We start from the raw sequence: 18,699 nt of genomic DNA, 5'->3' as shown, positions 1-18,699 counted from the left end.
CCGAAAGAAGGAGTGGAGACGCAGGATGCGCGGAAAGATCATCGCAGTCTTCGCCGTGATTGTCCTCATGGTCGGAGGGCTCTCGTACGCCCTCACGCGCGCCTCCCTCGCGGAGATCGGGCGGCCCGGCGAGGCATCGCGCGCGCTCGCGGCCGCCATGGCGCAGCTCCAGGTGGACGGCCTCGTGCTGGAGCGGTGGCTCGCCTCCCATGCGAGCGACCCGAAGCTGCGCGAGCCGTTCAACGCCGGCACCGCCCCGGCCCGCGCCGAGGCGGCCACGAGCGCCGCCAACGCCATCCGGGAGGCGGTCGCCGCCTCGCCCGAGCTCGGCAGGACCCCGCCCTCCCTCGTGGTCCTGGTGGACGCGAAGGGCGTGGTGCTCGGACGGAACGGCTCCGCGCTCATGCGCGGGGACAACCTCGGCGCCGTCTACCCGTCGCTGAAGCGCGCCATCGAGCAGGGGGTGACCGGCTCGGACGTGTGGGTGAGCCGCGCGCGCAACGAGCAGCTGCTCGCGTCCTACGCGCCGATCCGCGGCGACGCCGGGCAGATCATCGGCGCCGTCGCCGTGGGCACCGCGCTGAACGACGAGCGGCTGACCAACGCGAGCGAGCGCACGAGCGGGCGGCTCCTCGTGGTCGCGATGCAGTCGGGCGACGGGCTCGACGTTGTCGCGAAGTCGCGCGAGACCCCCCCGCAGCTGGTCGCGGCGCTCACGGCGTCGCCGGCGAAGGACAGCGCCCTCCAGGCGCTGAGCTCCGGGCGGGCGGTCGACATCGGCGGGCTGTCCGGCGAGTACGGCGCCGTCGGGCACGCGCTCGAGGGCTACGGCGACGGGCGGCGGGCGGTGCTCCTCAGCGTCGCGCAGATCCGGACGCCGGGGCTCGCGAGCTCGCTGCTCTGGCCGATGCTCGGCGTCACCGCGCTCGGGCTCGTGCTCGTCGTGATCGCCGCCTACTTCCTGGACGCGTACATCTCGCAGCCGGTGTCCGAGATCGAGGACGGCCTGCTCGCGATCATGAACGGCCGGACCGACCTCCGGTTCGGGATCGAGCACGCCGAGCTCGGCGGGCTCGTGTTCCGGCTGAACTCGCTCTTGAACCAGCTGCTCGGCGTGCAGGAGGACGAGACCGACGCCGAGGGGCGCCCGTCGCGCGCGCCCACGTCGGCGTCGTTCCGGGACGCCCTCGAGGTCGACGAGCGCATGGCCGCGCTGTCCCCCGGCGAGATCCCGGCCGACGCCAAGGCGCTCCTCGAGGAGCCGGAGGACGCCTACTACGCGCGCATCTTCGCCGAGTATATCGCGGCGAAGACGTCGCTCGGCGACCCGGTGGATCACATCACCCGCGACGCGTTCGTCGCCCGCCTCAAGGCGAGCGAGCAGGAGCTCGGGCGGAAGCACGGCAAGCCGATGCGCTACAAGATCGAGGTGCGCGGCAAGGAGGTCGTGCTCCTCGCCGTGCCGCTCGCCTGACGCTCCGCGCGCGCCCGGATGCCGGAGCGGCGCGCCGTGGCCCCTCAGTGCAGCACGGCGTCCGGGCCCTCGTGCGGCTCGACGCGCCCCGACGAGGGCTCGCGGCGGAGGGCGATCACGTCGGAGAGCTCGCAGCCGAGCGCGAACGCGGGCGACGCCGTCGTGACGATCCACTGCACGTTGGGGAGCGCCGCCCGGAGGCGGGCGGCGAGCGAGCGCTGCCGGTGCGCCGGCTGCTGCGCCTCGATGTCGTCGATCAGGACCACCCCCTCGGCGAGCCGCGGATCGCCGGTCGGGTGGGCGGACGCGAGCGCGCGGAGCGCCAGCGCGCCGAACGCGATGGTGTGCCGCGCGCTCCGCCCGAGATCGTCGAAGTCGACGCGCTGGCCGTCCGCGCGCTCGAAGATCGGCTCGAGCCGCAGCGGATCGACGCCCACGTACGCCGCGTCGTGGCCCTCGAGCAGCGCATCGAGCACCTCCTTGAGCGCGCGCTCGAGCGCGCCGAGCCGCTCCGCCTGCGCGTCCGCGCGCGCGTCCGGCCGCGCCTCGGGCTTGTTCTTCGCGCGGTCGCGCGCGATCGCGGCCGCGACCGGCAAGAACGAGAGCACCTGCTTCGTCTCGCGGGCGAGGTCGGTGCGCGTCGCGTCGTCGAAGCTCGCGGCGGCGCGCACGTCGTAGCGGAGGATGCTGCGCTCGGGCGTCGTCAGCACGATCGCGGTGCGAGAGAACCAGCGCGCGCCCGAGAGCGCCACGAGGACGAAGCCCCCCTCGGCCGCGCGCCGCTCGAAGAGCGCCTGCTCCCGCCGCCGCAGGAGCGCCGCGTCCTCGGGCTCGTCGAGGCGCGCGTTCGGGCTCGCGACGCGCAGCGGGTGCGCGCGCGCCGGATCGTCCGTTCCGAGCATCCAGTCGGTGACCACGAGCGGGGGCGAGGCGTCGTCGCCGCGCGCTTTCAGCTGTGCGACCGCGTACCCGGGCCGCGTCGACGCGATCGCCGACAGGATCGAGGTCTTGCCCACGCCGTCGCCGCCGAAGAGGACCACGAGCCGGCGCGGCGCGCCGTCGGCGTCCTCGAAGGAGAGCGAGAGATCATCGAACGGGCCGACGTGGGCGAGGCGGACGCGGGAGAGCAGCACCGCCCGCGAAGCTACCACCGCGCCGCGCGCGCGGGACGCCGCCTGCGCCCACCCGCGCCGCCCGTCCGCCGCGCGCACGGCGGCGCGGGAGGCGCGGTGGTCGGCGCGCGGAGGTCGGCGCAGCCGGCGCACCGCTGCGATCGGCACGACGCCCGCCTTCGACGCGCCGTGGCATGCGCCACGCGTGGCTCCTCCAGTAGGCCCGCGCGCGCCGGCGCCTCCGCGCCTCCGGCGGCGCCCGCGCATCCGGTGGCGCCCGGTGGCGCGGCGGCCTAGAGTCGTTGTCCGGGGTCGTGATCGTGCTGCGCAAGCTGCCTCCGCCGGATTTCCGCTACGTGTGGCTCCACCCGGAGCCCGGCTCGACCGGCGCGCTCGCCGCGGCGGGGACCGCGGGGCTCGCGGGGGCCTCCGCGGCGATGTGGAGCGCCGGGAGCCACACGCTCTCGCTGGGGCTCATGGCGATGGGGAGCGCGCTCGGCGTGCTCGCGCTGGCCCGCGCCGAGCACCGCCTCCGCGCCCAGCGCGGCGCGCGCGAGGTGGCGATGGCCGTCGTGCCCTGGGGCGTCCTCGTCGACCCGGACACCGAGCCGCGCGTGCTGCGGTGGCCCGCCGTGAAGCGGGTGAGCGTCGACGTCTCGCACACCATGCGCGGCGGGACCCCGGCCGTCGTGTCGAGCCTCGTGACGGTGCACACCGCGCGCGACGTGCTCGCCGGCCGCGCCGCGGGCGCGGTGGACCTCGAGCGGCTCCTCGCCAACCTCGAGGGCTACGCGCAGGAGGCGGCGCGGCCCGTCGCCGGCGACATCGAGGGCCTGACGGTGCTCGGCGACGGGGTGACCGAGCCGATCGCCGCGGCGCTGCTGCACGCGGCGGACGGCGTCTGCGCGACCAGCCAGGGCGCCGCGCAGCTCGCGCTCCCGGGCGGCGGCTACCGCACCGCGGCGGCGCGCGCGGCCGCGCCCGAGACGGTCGCGGTGCTGCGCTCGGCGCTGTCGTGGAGCCACGACTGCCCCGCCGATCCGCGGCCGCTCGCGGCGATCCTCGCGGGCGTGCTCGGGGCCACGGAGCTCGTGCCCGAGCTCCTGCGGCTCGCGAGCTCGCCGCACCCGGTGGTCGCCGCGTTCGGCAAGGCCGCGGCGCTCCGCCTCGGCGCGCCGCCGAACCGCGCCGGCTCGCTCGACGAGGTCGCGGCCTTCCTGTTCGAGGAGGACGTCGAGATCGGAAAGCGGTGGATCGCGTCGGCCCCGACACTTTGTTTGCGACCTGGCGCGGAAGCTTGCTAGCTAAAGGGGTCGGCAGCGCGAGCGCTGCGGTTCGAGCGGCCTGCGCGCGGGGGCCCTCGGCCCGCGGGGCCCGGTCCTCACGGCGCGCTGCGTTCGGGTCGTTCACCGCGCCGGGTCGGCTATGAAACGGGCTCCGTCGCCACCGAAGCCGTCTGCGCGAGGAGCGCGCCGCGGGCTGGCCGCCGCGTGTCTCCTCGGCGCCTCGCTCGCCGCGTGCGCCGAGCCCCACGCGTCCGGGCCGCCGCCGTCGCAGAGCACCGCGCGCGCCGCGCCCTCGGACGCGCCGCTCGCCGCGGCCGCCGCGGCCGCCGCCGCCGCCATCCCGCCGCTCGCGCCGCCCCTGGCCCTCGGCGCGTGGGTCGAGGCCGTGCGGCTCGAGCGCTGGGCCGAGGCGGCGGAGCGGCTCGACGCCCTGCCGATGGAGCAGCGGGCGCTGCCCGCGATGAAGTACGCGCGGGCGCGCGTCGCGTTCGAGCTCGGCGATCACGGCAAGGCCGTGGAGCTGCTCCACGGCCTGGAGCAGGAGCTGCCGGTGCTCGCCCGCGAGGTCTCGCGCTACCGCGCGGAGGCGGCGTTCGAGGTGGGGCCGTTCCTCGCGGCGGCGGCGTACTTCGAGGCCACGGGCAGCGCGCCCGGCCTCGCGCGCGCGGCGATCGCCGCCATGAAGGGCGGCGATCTCCAGAAGGCCCGCGCGCTCGCCGATCGGGCGGTGGTCGCGGCGCAGCGCGCGCGGCGGTCGCGCGACGAGGCGGCGGCGCGGCTCGCGCGGGCGCGCGTCCAGCTCGGCGTGCGCGACGCCGCCGAGCGATCGGGGGACAAGGGCGGCGCGAAGGCCGCGGCGGCGGCGCTCGCGCTCGCCGACCTCCGGTGGATCGTGAAGAGCGCGCCGTCGTCGCCCGACGGGCGCGAGGCCGCGGCGCTCCTCGCCGAGATGCCGGGGCCGCTCTCGCCGGAGGACCGGCTCCAGAAGGTCGACGCCATGGTCGCCGGGGGCAGCGCGGCCGAGGCGATCGCCGAGCTCGACAAGCTCTCGGGCGTGCCCGCGTCGGAGCTCCACCACCGCAGGGCCACGGCGCTCTACCAGGCGCGCGACTACGCGGGCGCGGCCGAGGCGTTCCTCAAGGTCGCGGCCTCGCCGTCGGCGCGCCAGGCGGAGCAGCTGCACCTCGCCGCGCGCTCGCTCTCCCGGCTCCACCGCGAGGCCGAGGCGATCGAGCGGCACCTCGCGGTCGCGCGCAAGTTCCGGAAGACCCGCTGGGGCGAGCTCTCGAGCCTGCTCTCGGCGCGGCTCCTCATGCAGGTCGGCCGCTACGCGGAGGCGGTCGCGCAGTACGGCCGGTTCATCGACGCCTACCCGCGGAGCGAGCGGCGCGGCGACGCGCTCTACGAGCGGGCGCTCGCGATGCTCTCGACGAGCGGCGCGGCCCGGGCGCGGAAGCCGCTGGAGCAGCTCGCGCGCGGCGCGCGCCCGGCCGACGCGGCGCGGCTGCGCGAGCTCGCGGGGCTCGCGGCGCTGCGCGGCGGCGATCGCGACGGCGCGGTGCGGCTCTGGACGGAGGTGATGAAGGAGCAGCCGCTCTCGTGGGGCGCGCTGCTCGCGCGCTCGCGCCTCGCGGCGGTGGGCGCGCCCATGCCGCCGCTGCTCGTCCCGGCGTCGCTCCGGGACGCGCGGCCGGTGGAGGTGAGGCTGCCGCCGGCCGCGGCGCTGCTCGCGTCGATGGGGCTCGACGGCGACGCGGAGAGCTACCTCGCCGAGAACGAGCGCGAGGTGACGGCGGCCTACGAGGGGCAGGAGAGCGAGGCGCTCTGCAGGATGTACGGCATGCTCTCGCCCGCGAAGCGCCGTTACCGGGTGGGCACGCAGGCGGTCTCCGCCGCGGCGCTCCAGCGCGCGCCGTCGCACGCCGATCGCTGGACGTGGGAGTGCGTCTATCCGGAGCCGTACGCCGGCGAGGTGCGCGCGCTCGAGGCGCAGCACGGGCTGCCGAAGGGCCTGGTCCACGCGCTCATGCGCCAGGAGAGCGCGTTCGATCCCGTCGTGGTGAGCCCCGCGAGCGCGGTCGGGCTGATGCAGCTCATGCCGGCGACCGCGCGGAAGGCGGCGAGCGAGCTGTCGCTCGGGTTCGAGCTCGGGCAGCTCAAGAGCGCGCCGCTCAACCTGCGCCTCGGCGGCTTCTACATCGGCAAGCTGCTGCGGACGTTCGACGGGAGCCTGCCGCTCGCGACCGCGGCGTACAACGCCGGCCCCAAGGCCGTGTCGCACTGGCTCGAGGGGAAGATCGACCGGGATACCGACGTGTGGGTGGCGCGGATCCCCTATGACGAGACGCGCACCTATGTGGGGCGCGTCCTCGCGAACCTGGCGCGGTATCAGTGGCTGGACGGCGGGGACGCGGCCGTGGAGATGCTCCCGCTGACGCTCCCCGCGGACGCGCGCGCCCCGGCCGACGCGTACTGAGGACGCGAGGGCAACCGCGCCGCGGCGGCGCAGGCGTTCTTCCTGCGCTGAAATTGCGCTGTGCGCTTGAACTCGCGGCCGGGGGCGCTCACCGTGATGGGGTGGCAGGAACCGCTGGCAGCGACGGCGTGTTCAAGCGGTGCGGGGTGCTCGTCCAGCCCTACGCGGACGCGCGCTTCGTCGGCCGGCTGCTCACCTCGGCGCTCGCGTGGCTGCTGGTCGTCTTCTCGGTGGCCTCGCTCGTCGAGCCCATCGCCGGCCGGCTCGCGATGGTGCTCCTGATGCCGTTCGTGCTGCTCGGGTCGCTGCTCGCGCTGCTCTGCCTCGCGTGCCTCTTGTACACGCCGATCGCGTGGCTCTGCGCGGCGGTGGGCTCGTCCGGCGCGGCGGTCGTCCGGGTGAGCAACGCGCTCTGGATCGAGCGCCCTGGCGATCGCCGGTCGTTCCCGCTGCTCTCGCTCACGCGCGCGCGGCTCTCGAGCTCCGGCGGCGAGGTCGCCTTGAGGACCGACGACGGCGACGTCATCCGCGTGCGCGTCGACGATCCGGTCGACGCGGAGCGGCTGCTCGGCGCGATCGCCGCCGGGCGGGCGCGGGGCACGTGGAGCGCCCGGCTCTACGACGACGCGCCGCGGCCGCTCCGGCGCCGCCTGTTCGTCGGCGTGGCGACGCTCGTGTCGCTGATCTGCTGGTCGGTGCTCGATTTCGACCTGGCGCTCTCGCTGGGCGTCATCACGGGCGCCGCGGCGTGGGTGCTCGCGGCGCTGCTCCGGGAGGGCTCGGCGCGCCGCGTGCTCGTGGCGGGCAGCGACGGGCTCTCGCTCCGGGACGAGGCCGGCGAGCGCTTCGTCTCGTTCGGATCCATCGAGCGGATCGACGAGACCGCGCTCGGGGTCGAGCTCGTGCTCACGGGGGGCGAGGAGCTCCCGCTGACCCTCGTGCCGCCGCAGCTGCTGCGCGATCCCAGCGAGACGGGGCTCAGCATGGAGCTCGCCGAGCGGCGCCGCGAGCACCTGCTCGCGCTCCTGCGCGAGCGGAGCGGGCGCGGCGCGGGCGAGGTGGGGCGGGCGGGCGCGCTCCTCGAGCGCCGCGGCCTGCCGGCGCCGGCCTGGCGGGCGGCGCTGCGCCGCCTCGTGAGCGAGGCCGGCGCCGATTACCGCACGGCGAAGCTCACGCCGGAGCAGGCGTTCGCCGTGCTCGAGGACGGCGGCGCGCCGGCCGAGCTCCGCATCGGCGCCGCGCTCGCGCTCTCGTCGTCGCGCGACGCCCAGACGGTGGAGCGGCTGCGGATCGCGGCCGAGGGCTGCGCGAACCGCGACGTGCGGCTCGCCATCGAGCAGGCGGCCGAGGACGACGTGGACGACGGGATGCTCGAGCAGGCGCTGTCGTCCTCGGCGGCGCGGCCGCGGCTGGACGCGCCGCGGTGCGCGACGCCGGCCGCGTGACGTGACGCCGTCCGCGCGACGCTGCCCCGGAGGGGCGCGCTGCTCGCCGGGCCCGGTCGGTTCTTCTCGCCCTCCGGCCTTCCAGTTCTCAGAACTCTCTCCCGAAGGACGCGCGGCTCTTCTAGGCTGTGCCCAGTCGAGCTGCCGCGGGCGCCTGCGCGCCTGCGGTCCTCCGAGGTACCCCCGATGGAAGGCCCGCTCCAGGACCCCTACGCTTCGGTCGCAGCGCACGCGCCGGGCCCCCGCGCGCAGGCCGGCCGCGCCGCGCGGATCGCGCTGCTCGCGGTCGCGCTGCTCGCGTCGGTCGGGTTCGGCGCGCTCGTCGTGGCGCCGCGCCTCCGCGCGCCCGCGCCTGCGAGCACCATCGTCGCGCGGCCGACCCCCGCGCTCCTCGTCGCGATCCGCGACCTTTCGCGGCTCGAGACCACCGAGGTCCACGTCGAGAAGGTCGTGGATCTGGCCGACCGGCAGAGCCGCCTGTTCGGCCTGGTGCAGGCCACCGACGCCCTCCTGCTCGTCGCGGTGGGTCACGTCACCATCGGCGTCGATCTCGCGCGGATCGGCGAGGGCGACATCGCGATGGATCCGGAGACCGGGGTCGCGCGCATGACGCTGCCGGCGCCCGAGGTCTTCTCGACGCGGCTCGACGAGGACGAGACGTACGTCTACACGCGCAAGACGAGCCTGCTCGCGCGGCGCAACGAGCAGCTCGAGTCGCGGGCGCGCAAGGAGGCGACCGAGGCGATCGAGAAGGCCGCGCTCGAGGGGAACGTGATGGCGCGCGCGAAGGCGCAGGCCGAGCGGCAGATCACGGCGCTCGCGACCCAGCTCGGCGCGAAGCGGGTGGAGATCCGCTGGCGCGAGGTCGGCGGCGGGGGGGACTGACGCGGGGGGGGCGTGTCCGGGGCGCGGCGCGCGTGGTCACGATCGACGCGGACAGGTGTGCGCGATGAGGAGCGCGCCGGGGCGCTAGCGCTGCGCGGCCACGAGCAGGAACATCGGCCGCTCCCGCTCCTCCGCGAGCTCCGGCCGGGCGGCGATCTGCGCGTCCGTCGGGCCCCATTCCTCCACGTGCGCGATGGCGAAGCCCGCGCGGAGGAGCGCGTTGAGCGTGGCGCCGATCGTGCGGTGCTGCTTCACCACGCCCTCGGCCAGCCAGTTCGTCGTGCGCGGGCCTTCCGCGAGATAGCCATCGATCGGCCACGTCCTGCGCCCGTCCGCCTCGACCCGCCAGCCGGGGCGGCTCGGCGCCGTGTAGATCGGGTGCTCGACCGAGAAGACCAGGCGCCCTCCCGACACCAGGGCCCGGTGCACCGCCGCGAGCAGCCCGCTCAGGTTCTCGATGTAGTGCAAGGCGAGCGAGCTGTAGGCGAAGTCGAACGCCGCCTCCGGCAGGTCCAGGCGCTCCAGGTCCATCCGCGCGTAGGCGATCGCGTCGTCCGAGGTCGCCGACCTGGCGCGCTGCAGCATGCGCTCGGACACGTCCAGGCCGAGCACATGGGCCGCTCCGTGCTGCCGCGCCCACCGGCAGAACCAGCCGTAGCCCGAGCCCAGGTCCACCACGCGCCGGCCCGTCAGGTCGGGCACGAGCGCCCGCAGCGCCGGCCATTCCGGCGCTCCATCGAGGCCCTCGACGGACCGGCGGAGCTGGCTGTAGGCCTCGAAGAATCCGGGATCGTCGTAGATGTTCTGCGTCACGGTCGCTTCCCTCCGCGACCCCGCAGATAGCCGACGCGAGCCTCGCCGTCGTCAGGTTTCGGGCCGCCGGGCGGTCCGGTCGCCGGGGATGACTTCGAAGGTTCATTTTTCGAAATGGCGCCCTGCCGGCGTCGCCACCCATTCGCAGCCGCGAACCTTGTCCAGGGGGCGACCATGCCGCGTATCGTCCGGCCTCTGATTTCCGTAGGCGTCGTCGTCTCGCTCGCCGCGTGTGCGCACGGCACCACCTTGGACCACCCCGCCGAGGTGAGCGGCGGGGAGGATGGGGGCCTGGGCGCGGGGGAAGCTGGCCCGTTCGGCGCAATCGGGGACGTCGGCGGCGGGGGGAGCGCTCGCGACGGGAGCGGCTGGGATCCGCCGCCGGGAAGCTATGCCGGCCCGTGCTCGGATGTGACGCACCACATCTATCTCGTCTCGCCCTACCAGGAGCTTTTTTCCTTCCATCCCGCCAGCCTGGAGCTCCATCGCATCGGCAGGCTCCCTTGCGGCGATGGCCGCCCGTTCTCGATGGCCGTCGACCGGAACGGCGTCGCCTGGATCGTCGACTGGAACGGGTCGGTCATCCGGGTCGACATCGCCACGGGCCGCTGCGAAGCCACGCCTTACAAGGTGGAAGAGGGGGTACCGTTCAGCAGATTCGGCATGGCGTTCGCCGCCGACGACGGTCCCGACCAGGAGACCCTTTATGTGCGAGACGCGGTCTTCTTCGGTGACACGGACGAGGTGAACCGCGCCCGGACGCTCGGCGTCTTCGACAGGCGGTCGTACGCGGTCCACCCGCTCGGCCAGGGCGCGGGCGCCAACGCAGACTTGACGGGCACGGGCGACGGCCGTCTCTTCGGGTTCGTCAAGCAGCCGGCGGAGGGGTCTTTCGTCAGCGAGCTCGACAAGCTCACCGGCGCCACGCTCTCGGAGAGAGCGCTGCCCGGCGTGACGATCGGCAGCAGCTGGGCGTTCGCGACGTGGGGGGGCGCCTTCTGGTTCTTCGTGACCAACGACCAGGACGTGTTCTCGTCCCTGGTCTATCGCCTGGACCCTGATTCCCAGGCTCCGCCGGAGCTCGTGATGCCCGTGCTCCTGACCGCGGTCATCGGCGCGGGCGTCTCGACGTGCGCGCCGACCGAGGTGCCCCATTAGCCCGTCCGCCCGTCGGGGAGCTCGCGGGCGCGACCGCTGGGGGGCGCGCAGGGCTCCTGGCGGTGGCCTCCGGGGTGTAAGCTGCTGGGCGGCGAGCGCGTTGCTCGGGACATGACGATGATGAGGAGCGCCAGCGCATCGCCCTTGGTCTTGGTCGTTCTGGGGATCGTCGCTGCGTGTGCAGCAGAAACCCCGTCTCCGGACGCTCCCTCCGCCGCCGGCGAACCTCCCCCGGCCCGGGCCTGCACCCAGATCGGGTGCATCGACGGCTTTACCCTCCGGCTCGCGTCGGAAGCGCCCTGGCCTGCCGGTGCGTATCGCTTCGTGATCACCGCCGACGGCGAGACCACCACCTGCGAAGGAAAGCTGCCCCTGCCGGACTGCGCGGCGGGCCGGGCGCTCACGTGCAGCGGCCCGAGCCTGCTCATCGGCGAGTCCGGCTGCGCGTTGCCGCCGGGCGCGCACGGGTTCTCCGAGATCCAGATGAGCTCCGCTCCCGGGCAGGTCACCGTCGAGATCTCGCGCGACGGCATGTCCCTGGCCAGGGCGGACTTCTCCCCATCCTACGTCGAATCGCGCCCCAACGGCCCTGGCTGCGAGCCCCTCTGTCGTTCGGCCAGCGCCACGCTGAACGTGAAGTAGCGCCCGCGCCGGCCGGGTGCGGCGCGCTCCATCGGGCAATGCATGAATGAATGCTTCATGCGGGCTGGCGCCTCGGCGCAGGCGCAACGTGCGCGCCGGCGACCGAGCCGCCCAGCAATATCGTAGCAGACGATCGCGCGGCTGCGCGCCGTTTCGGCTACTTGCCCGCTGGCTTGACGGCGGTCTTGGCGCTGCTGCCTGTCGCGGAGGCGCGCCTGGGCCGGCGGACGGCTCTGATCTTGCCGCTCTTGCCGCCGCCGCAGAAGAACCGGTCGCCGCCGTCGGATTCCAGACCCGTGACGCCCATGCCGGGCGGCATCTCGAGCCGCTCCAGCACCTCTCCGGTCCGGGGATCGATCTGCCGCAATTCGCTCTCATCCCCTTCCCAGGTACCGTGCCAGAGCTCGCCGTCGCTCCAGGTGACCCCGGTGACCATGCGGCTCGACTCGATGGTGCGGAGAATCGCGCCTGTCTGGGGATCGACCTGATGGATCTTGCGGCCGCGATGCTGACCCACCCAGAGCGTCCCTTCGGCCCAGGCGAGCCCCGAGTCTCCGCCGCCGCCAGGCGCCGGGATCGTCGCGAGCACACGGCCGGTCTTCGGGTCGATCTTCTGGATGCGGTCCTCGGCGATCTGAAACAGGTGCCGGCCGTCGAAGGCCGTTCCCGCGTGCGCGGCGACATCGAGCGAACGCACCGCCTCTCCGCTCTCGGGATCGACGGCGTTCAGCTTGTCGCCGGACGCAAACCAGACATGCTGACCGTCGAAGGCGACGCCATGCACGTGGTCGCCACCCGGAAAAGGGCCGTATTCGCGGAGGACCTTGGCTGCTGATCGAGTCATGCGTCCATGCTAGTCATTCGGCAGCGGGGCGGGGAGCAACAAGATCGTCGTGAATCCCGGCCCCAGCGGGGTCATCCAGCGCCGCGCCCGCCCGTGACCGAAGGAGTGCACCTTGCCGGCCGCCGCGAGGGCGTCGAGGGCCCGCTGCACCGTGCGCTGGCTCGTGCCGAGGGCGAGCGCCAGGGCCGAGCTCGACCAGGACTCGCCGTCGGCGAGGAAGGCGAGCACCGCCGCATGCCGCTCCTCGACGGGCCGCGCCAGCACGACGACCTCGCGGGCGAGGCGCGGCGCCAGCGCGAAGCCCCGCCGCGTCGCGCTCACGCTCGCCAGGGCCCGCAGCGTCGCGCGAAGCCGCCCGATCTCGACCCGGAGCCGCGCACGATGCGAGTCGTCGGCGCGCTTCGCCTCGAAGGCCGTCGCCACCAGCGTGTCCCTCGGCACATCTCCGGGCCATGCCTCGGCCAGCGCGCGTGCGAGCGCGAACAGGACCGGGCGTCTCGCGAGCGAGACCGCCGTGCGCGCGTCGCGCACGACGTGGCGACAGGCATCGACGACCAGCGCCTCCGACGCCAGCAATGCCTCGACCTCCTCGAGCAACAGGGGACGCGCCTCGCCGCGCGCGATCAGGCGTGCTGCCGGCGTGGTCAGGGCGACGGACGCGCTCGCGACCTCCGCCGTCAGCGCGGGGATATCCGCCTTTCGCGCGGCGCGCGCGGCCCGGGCGAGCGCGGCGCGCGCCGGCTTCGTCCGGAGGCGCCGCATCGCGATGCCGGCGACGACCATCTCGTGGGCGGCCTTGAGCGCGGGCGGCAGGGGCGCCGGGTCGAGCTCGGCGAGCCTGTCCTCGGCCTCGTCGAGGCGTCCGATCAGCAGCAGGCGCCGGATCTCGAGGACCCGCGCATGCGCGGCGTTCACCCGGTCGCCGTGCGCTTCGAGCGTCATCCGGGCCGCGTCGAGCATCTTTTCGGGCCAGTCCAGGTCGCGCGACGCGAGCGCGATCTCCGCCTCGGCGACCGCGCATCGCGCGCGGGCCACGGCCTCCTTCGCGCCGAAGGCGCGCGCCGCCCTTCGCAGGAGAGACTTCGCGCGCGCGAAATCGCCGAGCTGCGCCATCGCGATGCCGCGCAGCGCGAGCGCAGGCGCGTCGTCGCGCAACGCGACTCGGTTCAGCGCGCCGAGCGGATCACCCGCCGCGAGCGAGCGCGCTGCGGCCGTGATCAGTGAGTCCATCCGAATCCCGCCACGCTTGTAACTCCCGCCCGTTCGGCGCCCGATCCTAAACTACCTCACGACCGATTCAAGGAGTGAAGACGATGACGGCACACATGATCGGGACACGCGAAGACTGGCTGGCGGCGCGGCTCGAGCTGCTGGAGGCGGAGAAGGAGCTGACGCGGCGCAGCGACGAGGTGGCGCGGCGACGCCAGGCGCTGCCCTGGGTCCGAGTCGACAAGGATTACCGCTTCGAGACCGACGAGGGGGCTGCCTCGCTGGCGGACCTCTTCCGAGGGCGCTCGCAGCTCCTCGTGTATCACTTCATGTTCGGGCCCGACTTCGCGGCGGGTTGTCCTTCCTGCTCGATGATCGCGGACGGCTTCAACGGGTTCGCGGTTCACCTGGCCAACCATGACGTGATGCTCTGGGCGGTCTCGCGGGCGCCGCTCGCGAAGCTGCAGGCGTACAAGCGGCGAATGGGGTGGACCTTTCCCTGGGCGTCGTCGTCTGCGAGCGACTTCAACGCCGACTTCAATGTCTGGTTCACCGAGGAGCAGCAGCGCGAGGGGCGCGTCGACTACAACTACCGGCGCGAGGTCGCGTTCGAGTGGCGCCCGGGTCAGGAGGGCGGCGGCGAGGCGGCGGAGGGCAAGATCGCGGCCATGTGCGGAACCGACACGGCCACGTTCCACCGCGACAGGCCCGGCATGAGCGCGTTCGCGCTGGAGGACGGCGCCGTTTACCACACCTATTCGGCTTACGCGCGCGGCCTGGACGGGTTGTGGGGCGCGTACCAGTGGCTCGACCGCGCCCCCAGGGGGCGCAACGAAACGGGCGTCTGGTGGCGTCGCCACGACGAGTACGACACGCCGGCGAAGAGCATCGGCGCGCCGTGCTGCAGGTGAACAAGCCAGCGGGCGGGCTGGTGGATTGCGCGCGTGTTCTCCGGCGCCGGGGCTTCACGGTTGACGACGAGCCCGAACGGCACGAGCACCGCGGCTTTGCTTGTTGACGCAACGTTTTGCGCGAGCGAGCCACAACCGGCGAGATCCCATCCAGCGAAGGCCGGGGGCGCAGCGGGGCATGAGGAGTGCATTCTCGCTGGCTCGACATGACGCAGACCGGACATCGGACAGGCAGGCTGCAGGGCAGCTCGGCGGCGAGGATGGATTCGGGGGAGGTGCTGGAGGCACGCTCGATCATTCGAGATGACGGCACCCGATGCTGCCTCCTGGTCAGGCGCGCAGCGGCCCGCCCGGATGCTCCGGTGATCGTGTGCATGTCTCATGGCACTCTCAATGCATGTGGCTAGGTGAGCAACGAATCGTTGCTGGGCCAGAGAAGGCGCTTCTTGGCTCGACTGCAACAAACAATAAACCGAAGCTGGAGGAATGAACAATATGAAATCTGCACATCGTCTCATCGCGGCGGCGGGCGTGGCATCCGCATGGCTCGGCGCTACCAGCCTGGCGTACGCGGACGTGATTCCCCCCGCCAACGGCGGAGGTGGTCCCGCCGCCCTGGCGACGCCGGTGGCCGCTGGCGTGATGAGCATCCTGGCCATCGCCGGGCTCGTGGGGGTGCCCCTCGCGCTCCGGCGGCGGCGGCCTAGCGAAGCCCTCGGGTGACGCAGCGCGAGCGCCGTCATGATGGACGTCATCCTCTCGCCGCTCGACCGCCTGCGGCGTTCCTGCTTCCGCCTCCTGGGCCGCCACGTGGGCACCTGGGTCGCTCGCCGGGACGTCCGCGTGTCGGTGCTGGGGACCGTCGCCGTCGTGACGGCGCTCTCGGGCGCGCTGCTGGCGCCGACATGGCTGCTGGCGCTCGGCCCCATCGTGCTCGGCGTCCCTCACGTGCTGGCGGACGTCCGCTACCTCGTCGCGCGCCCGGGCCTCCATCGGCGCGGGCTCGCGGCGCTCGCCGTGGCCGCGCCGCTCGCCGCGGGCGCGGTGACGAGCCGCCTCGCGTGCGGGCTCCTGGCGGCGGTGGCGGCGGCCTTTGTCGCGAGGGGCGCGGGCAGTCGCCGCGCCATCGCGATGGCCTGCCTGGCGCCGCTCGTCGCCGTCGCCGTGGCCTTCCGCGGCTGGTCCGAGCTGGTGTTCGCGCACGCCCACAACGCGATCGCCGTCGGGCTATGGTGCGCCTGGCGGCCGCGGCGGACACGCTGGCATCTCGTGCCCCTCGCGCTGTTTCTCGGGTCGTCGGTCGCGCTCGCGACAGGCCTCCTCGATCCGCTCTGGCGCGCCGCGGCCGCGGCGCTGCCCGGGCTCGGAGCGTCGATGCACGCCCACGTGCGCGCCCTCGCGCCGCGCGCGCCGGGCGACGTCGGCGTCCGCCTCGTGCTGCTCTACGCCTTCGCGCAGTCGGTGCATTATGCGGTCTGGCTGAGGCTCGTCCCGGAGGACGATCGCCCCCGCCCCGCTCCGCGCGGGTTCGTGAGCAGCTGGCGAGCGCTCGCGGACGATCTCGGGCGCCCGTTCCTCGCGCTCACGGCGGCCGCCGCGCTCGCGTTGATCGCATGGGCCTGCTTCGATCTCCTGGCTGCGCGCGCCGGCTACCTTCGATTCGCGGTATTCCACGGGCACCTCGAGCTCGCGGCCGCCACATGGCTCTTCGTCGAGCGGCGCTGGATGGCCGGCGCCGGCGACCCGGGGCAGCAGCGGCGCTCCCCGAGCCCTCGCGGCGCGGTGCTCGCGCCGTCGTGCGCATGATGCGCTGGGCGGTCGCCTTCGTCTTCACACAGGTCGTCGAGGTGCCCGTGTACCTCGCCGCGATGCGCCGGCAGCGCTTCGAGGCAGGGCGCGCGGCGCGCTTCTGCGTCGCGTTCGGCGCGAGCGCGCTCACGCATCCGATCGTCTGGTTCGTCTTCCCGCGCCTCCTGTCGCGCCAGGGCTACTGGACCATGTTCGCGGCGGCCGAGGCGTTCGCCGTCGTGGCCGAAGGCGGTTATCTCGGCCTCTTCGGCCTGCGCCGCGCGCTCCGCTGGGCGCTCTGCGCGAACGCGCTGAGCGTGGGGCTCGGCCTCGCGCTGCGCAGCTGCGTGGGCTGGCCTTGAGAGGACGGGCGGTCTGGGGCACCCTCGCGTCGAGATCGCGCTTGCGGTGAGGTGCGCAATGCGTGCGCATCGGCGCTCCACGGTAGAGGCGTGCTGCGCGCGCAGTGCAGGACGAGCGCAATCGCGGAGCGGGCGATGACTGCGTTCGCGTTCGGCAGGGGGCTGCGACCCCCCTGGCGGAGCGGGCCACACGGACGTGCTCGCGCCGACCGCCAGGAGCTCCGGGCTATTGCAGCGTCATGGTGTAGGAACCATTGGCTCGGAGGCCGAGCATCTGGATGACCCGGACGACGTACTGGCCAGGTTGCTCGAAGAGCCACGACACGTCATTGTCACCTTCCAGAAGATATTCCTCGAGGGGGAGCTCGTCGGCCGGCGCATCGCGCCGGCTCACTTCGACGCGGCCAGTGTCCGTATCCCGCAGCACGATGTGGAGATTGGTCGATGCGCCTGCGCTCAGCAAGAACCAATCCTCGTCTTCTCCCTTGGCCAGCTCCCACTTGCCCTCGGCGGCCGTGCCGGCCTCCAGCGTGGTCGCCGTCTCCAGGGACGCCCCGTGATCGTCCGTGTAGAGGGAGATGTAGCGATCGATCTCTTCGGGGCTCGCGAGCAGCGGCGACGAGACCATCTGTTCCCCCAGCGAAGCTCGGAGGTAGTATGTGCCCGTCTGGCTCGGCTTGAACGAGACTGTCCGGTCCGAGGCCGATGCCACCAGGTTCTGCTGGGCATCGAAGAGCTCGAGGGGCACGCGGCCGCCGAGGGAGTAAAGCGTGTTCTCCTGCAGATCGACGGCGAACATGTCCACGTCGCCGGGCGGCTCGATGCGCGCGCTCCATTCGCCGGGATCGACCACGCTGGCCGAATCGGGGCGATTGCCGTGGTCGTCTTCGACGTGGCACAGGGGCCGCGACGGGTCGTCCGTGTGACCCTCGCACGTGCGAAAATCCCGGAGGAGGCCCAAGTAAAGCGAGAGCCAGCCGGAGAAGACCTCATGGTTCTCCTCGTTCATGGTCGACTGATCGACGGCGCGTTGCATCTGGTCGGCTCGAGCCAGCATCCTATCGATCTGGTCGAACAGCGGGGGGCTCTGGTTGCGCCGCAGCCAGTCCGCGAACGCGTCTCGGTTCTGTTCGAGCGTGCGCCCCTCGTTGGCCACGTAATCTGGCCGGGACACGCCGACCAGGTCGAAATCGTAGGGGGCGTAAAATATCGCCTTGCGATCGACGTCGGCCATGGTGACCAGGTTCTTCCCTTCGATCCCGTCGTACTGAATCACGAAATCGTTCATCAGGTTCAACAGCACTAGACCATGCTGGTCCACCTTGAACTGCGAGGTATCGACCCCGGACAGGTCTTCCCATTCCACCATGCCGCAGCGCTCGGCCATCTCGTCCTCCGGCTCGCGCACGAACGCGAGGTGCGTCTCCTCCTTGCCGGTCGGCGCGTCGTGGTAGGTGAGCCGTACGAGCCGCGTCTTGAGCGAGGGCACCTGCAGCTGATCGAGCACTTGATAAACAGTGTCCTCCATCAGCAGGCGCTGCTCGTAGGTCTCGATAGAATCCGCCTTGAGCGTGGGCGACAAGCCCTCCCTGTCTCCGCAATGCGTGACGAACTTCACCGACTTGCCGAGATGCGCGAAGATGTTGTCTTTTTGCTTTTCCTCGAATTTGAGCGAAAACGGGCGAAAGCCGCAACGAAAGCGCGAAACTCCCCGAGCGATGATGTTCGCGGTGATCGGCGCCGCGCCGCTCTGGTCGCTCAGCTCGATCACGGCCTGTGAGCCCGATTCCTCTTTTGTGGGCGCACTGTTCAGCTTCGTAAAATCGGCAGAGATCCGCATGTTCAACACGTCGCGGCTCTTGAACATGGGCGACTTTGAAGCGTTGCAGGTGAGCATCTGCGAGTCCGGCGACGTGTCGGCGGGCGCCTCATCGCCATTGCCGGCGGGCGTCTCATCGCCATTGCCGGCGGGCGTCTCGTCGCCATCGTCGGCGGGCGCCTCATGTCCATCGGGATCCAAGACGGATTCCTTCGAGTTGTTGGGTGGCTCACTGGAGCATGCCCCGCTCAACGCGAGTCCAGGCAAGAGCAGGGCCGCAAGGGTAATCAAGCGCGCTTGGTTCATAGGGCATTCAACCATTGCGAATGGGTGGTACCGCGAGAGGAAGCATCGGCGCTGTGGATGAAATATTCAAACCACAATGAACGACAATGCTTTAACTCATGTGGAACTACATCGTTGATGCCGCCAGGCGGCGCGAACCTTCAGACGATTTTCGGTGGCGTCCTCGACT

General features: G+C 72.8%; 16 protein-coding genes. 11 read left to right on the top strand and 5 right to left on the bottom strand.

Annotated elements, in window-relative coordinates:
- The first annotated feature begins 25 nt into the window (after positions 1-25).
- The gene (locus NQZ70_RS37800) at positions 26-1,474 is read left to right on the top strand and encodes an MXAN_5187 C-terminal domain-containing protein (protein WP_129578559.1); all 1,449 of its coding nucleotides are present in this window, start codon (positions 26-28) and stop codon (positions 1,472-1,474) included.
- Between the two features lie 44 nt (positions 1,475-1,518).
- Here NQZ70_RS37800 and NQZ70_RS37795 read toward each other — a convergent pair whose 3' ends face one another.
- Entirely contained in the window at positions 1,519-2,754 is a 1,236-nt protein-coding gene (locus NQZ70_RS37795; protein ID WP_237244396.1) for a hypothetical protein, read from the bottom strand.
- A gap of 134 nt (positions 2,755-2,888) precedes the next feature.
- Between NQZ70_RS37795 and NQZ70_RS37790 the strand changes: the two genes are divergently transcribed.
- The 4 genes from NQZ70_RS37790 (at position 2,889) to NQZ70_RS37775 (ending at position 8,678) form a co-directional block, all read left to right on the top strand.
- A complete protein-coding gene (locus tag NQZ70_RS37790; protein ID WP_237244395.1) occupies positions 2,889-3,890 on the top strand; it encodes a hypothetical protein in 1,002 nt (333 codons plus the stop codon).
- Between the two features lie 121 nt (positions 3,891-4,011).
- Entirely contained in the window at positions 4,012-6,348 is a 2,337-nt protein-coding gene (locus NQZ70_RS37785; RefSeq protein WP_129578558.1) for a transglycosylase SLT domain-containing protein, read from the top strand.
- A 101-nt stretch (positions 6,349-6,449) separates the two neighbouring features.
- Positions 6,450-7,793 (top strand): hypothetical protein, encoded by a 1,344-nt coding sequence (locus tag NQZ70_RS37780; RefSeq protein WP_129578557.1) that lies wholly within the window; start codon positions 6,450-6,452, stop codon positions 7,791-7,793.
- Between the two features lie 186 nt (positions 7,794-7,979).
- Positions 7,980-8,678: a DUF4230 domain-containing protein gene (locus NQZ70_RS37775; protein WP_129578556.1), complete on the top strand. Its 699-nt coding sequence runs from the start codon at positions 7,980-7,982 to the stop codon at positions 8,676-8,678.
- Positions 8,679-8,762: 84 nt separating this feature from the next.
- On the opposite strand, the gene NQZ70_RS37770 is transcribed toward NQZ70_RS37775, so the two are convergent.
- Positions 8,763-9,491, bottom strand: a complete 729-nt coding sequence (locus NQZ70_RS37770) for a bifunctional 2-polyprenyl-6-hydroxyphenol methylase/3-demethylubiquinol 3-O-methyltransferase UbiG (RefSeq protein WP_129578555.1) — start codon at positions 9,489-9,491, stop codon at positions 8,763-8,765.
- 249 nt (positions 9,492-9,740) lie between these two features.
- On the opposite strand from NQZ70_RS37770, the gene NQZ70_RS37765 reads away from it, so the two are divergent.
- Together NQZ70_RS37765 and NQZ70_RS37760 are read left to right on the top strand one after the other, a co-directional pair.
- A complete protein-coding gene (locus NQZ70_RS37765) occupies positions 9,741-10,649 on the top strand; it encodes a hypothetical protein (protein ID WP_237244394.1) in 909 nt (302 codons plus the stop codon).
- 324 nt (positions 10,650-10,973) lie between these two features.
- Entirely contained in the window at positions 10,974-11,291 is a 318-nt protein-coding gene (locus NQZ70_RS37760) for a hypothetical protein (RefSeq protein WP_129578554.1), read from the top strand.
- A 157-nt stretch (positions 11,292-11,448) separates the two neighbouring features.
- On the opposite strand, the gene NQZ70_RS37755 is transcribed toward NQZ70_RS37760, so the two are convergent.
- The gene (locus NQZ70_RS37755) at positions 11,449-12,135 is read right to left on the bottom strand and encodes a PQQ-binding-like beta-propeller repeat protein (protein ID WP_129578553.1); all 687 of its coding nucleotides are present in this window, start codon (positions 12,133-12,135) and stop codon (positions 11,449-11,451) included.
- Between the two features lie 9 nt (positions 12,136-12,144).
- The gene (locus NQZ70_RS37750; protein WP_129578552.1) at positions 12,145-13,365 is read right to left on the bottom strand and encodes a helix-turn-helix domain-containing protein; all 1,221 of its coding nucleotides are present in this window, start codon (positions 13,363-13,365) and stop codon (positions 12,145-12,147) included.
- A gap of 83 nt (positions 13,366-13,448) precedes the next feature.
- On the opposite strand from NQZ70_RS37750, the gene NQZ70_RS37745 reads away from it, so the two are divergent.
- The 4 genes from NQZ70_RS37745 to NQZ70_RS37730 all read left to right on the top strand — a co-directional run bounded on the left by NQZ70_RS37745 (position 13,449) and on the right by NQZ70_RS37730 (position 16,405).
- Complete coding sequence (locus NQZ70_RS37745) at positions 13,449-14,255, top strand: thioredoxin family protein (RefSeq protein WP_129578551.1); 807 nt, start codon at positions 13,449-13,451, stop codon at positions 14,253-14,255.
- A 495-nt stretch (positions 14,256-14,750) separates the two neighbouring features.
- Positions 14,751-14,978, top strand: a complete 228-nt coding sequence (locus NQZ70_RS37740) for a hypothetical protein (RefSeq protein WP_129578550.1) — start codon at positions 14,751-14,753, stop codon at positions 14,976-14,978.
- A gap of 18 nt (positions 14,979-14,996) precedes the next feature.
- Entirely contained in the window at positions 14,997-16,061 is a 1,065-nt protein-coding gene (locus NQZ70_RS37735; RefSeq protein WP_129578549.1) for a hypothetical protein, read from the top strand.
- Complete coding sequence (locus tag NQZ70_RS37730) at positions 16,058-16,405, top strand: hypothetical protein (RefSeq protein WP_165374374.1); 348 nt, start codon at positions 16,058-16,060, stop codon at positions 16,403-16,405. Before NQZ70_RS37735 ends, NQZ70_RS37730 begins: the two co-directional genes overlap by 4 nt.
- A 226-nt stretch (positions 16,406-16,631) precedes the next feature.
- On the opposite strand, the gene NQZ70_RS37725 is transcribed toward NQZ70_RS37730, so the two are convergent.
- The gene (locus NQZ70_RS37725) at positions 16,632-18,425 is read right to left on the bottom strand and encodes a hypothetical protein (RefSeq protein WP_129578547.1); all 1,794 of its coding nucleotides are present in this window, start codon (positions 18,423-18,425) and stop codon (positions 16,632-16,634) included.
- Positions 18,426-18,699: the final 274 nt, after the last annotated feature.

Source organism: Sorangium sp. So ce836, assembly GCF_028553905.1.
Classification (GTDB): domain Bacteria; phylum Myxococcota_A; class Polyangia; order Polyangiales; family Polyangiaceae; genus Sorangium; species Sorangium cellulosum_D.
Note: the sequence above shows the minus strand (reverse complement) of the source record. Positions and strands in the feature narration are given on the sequence as shown.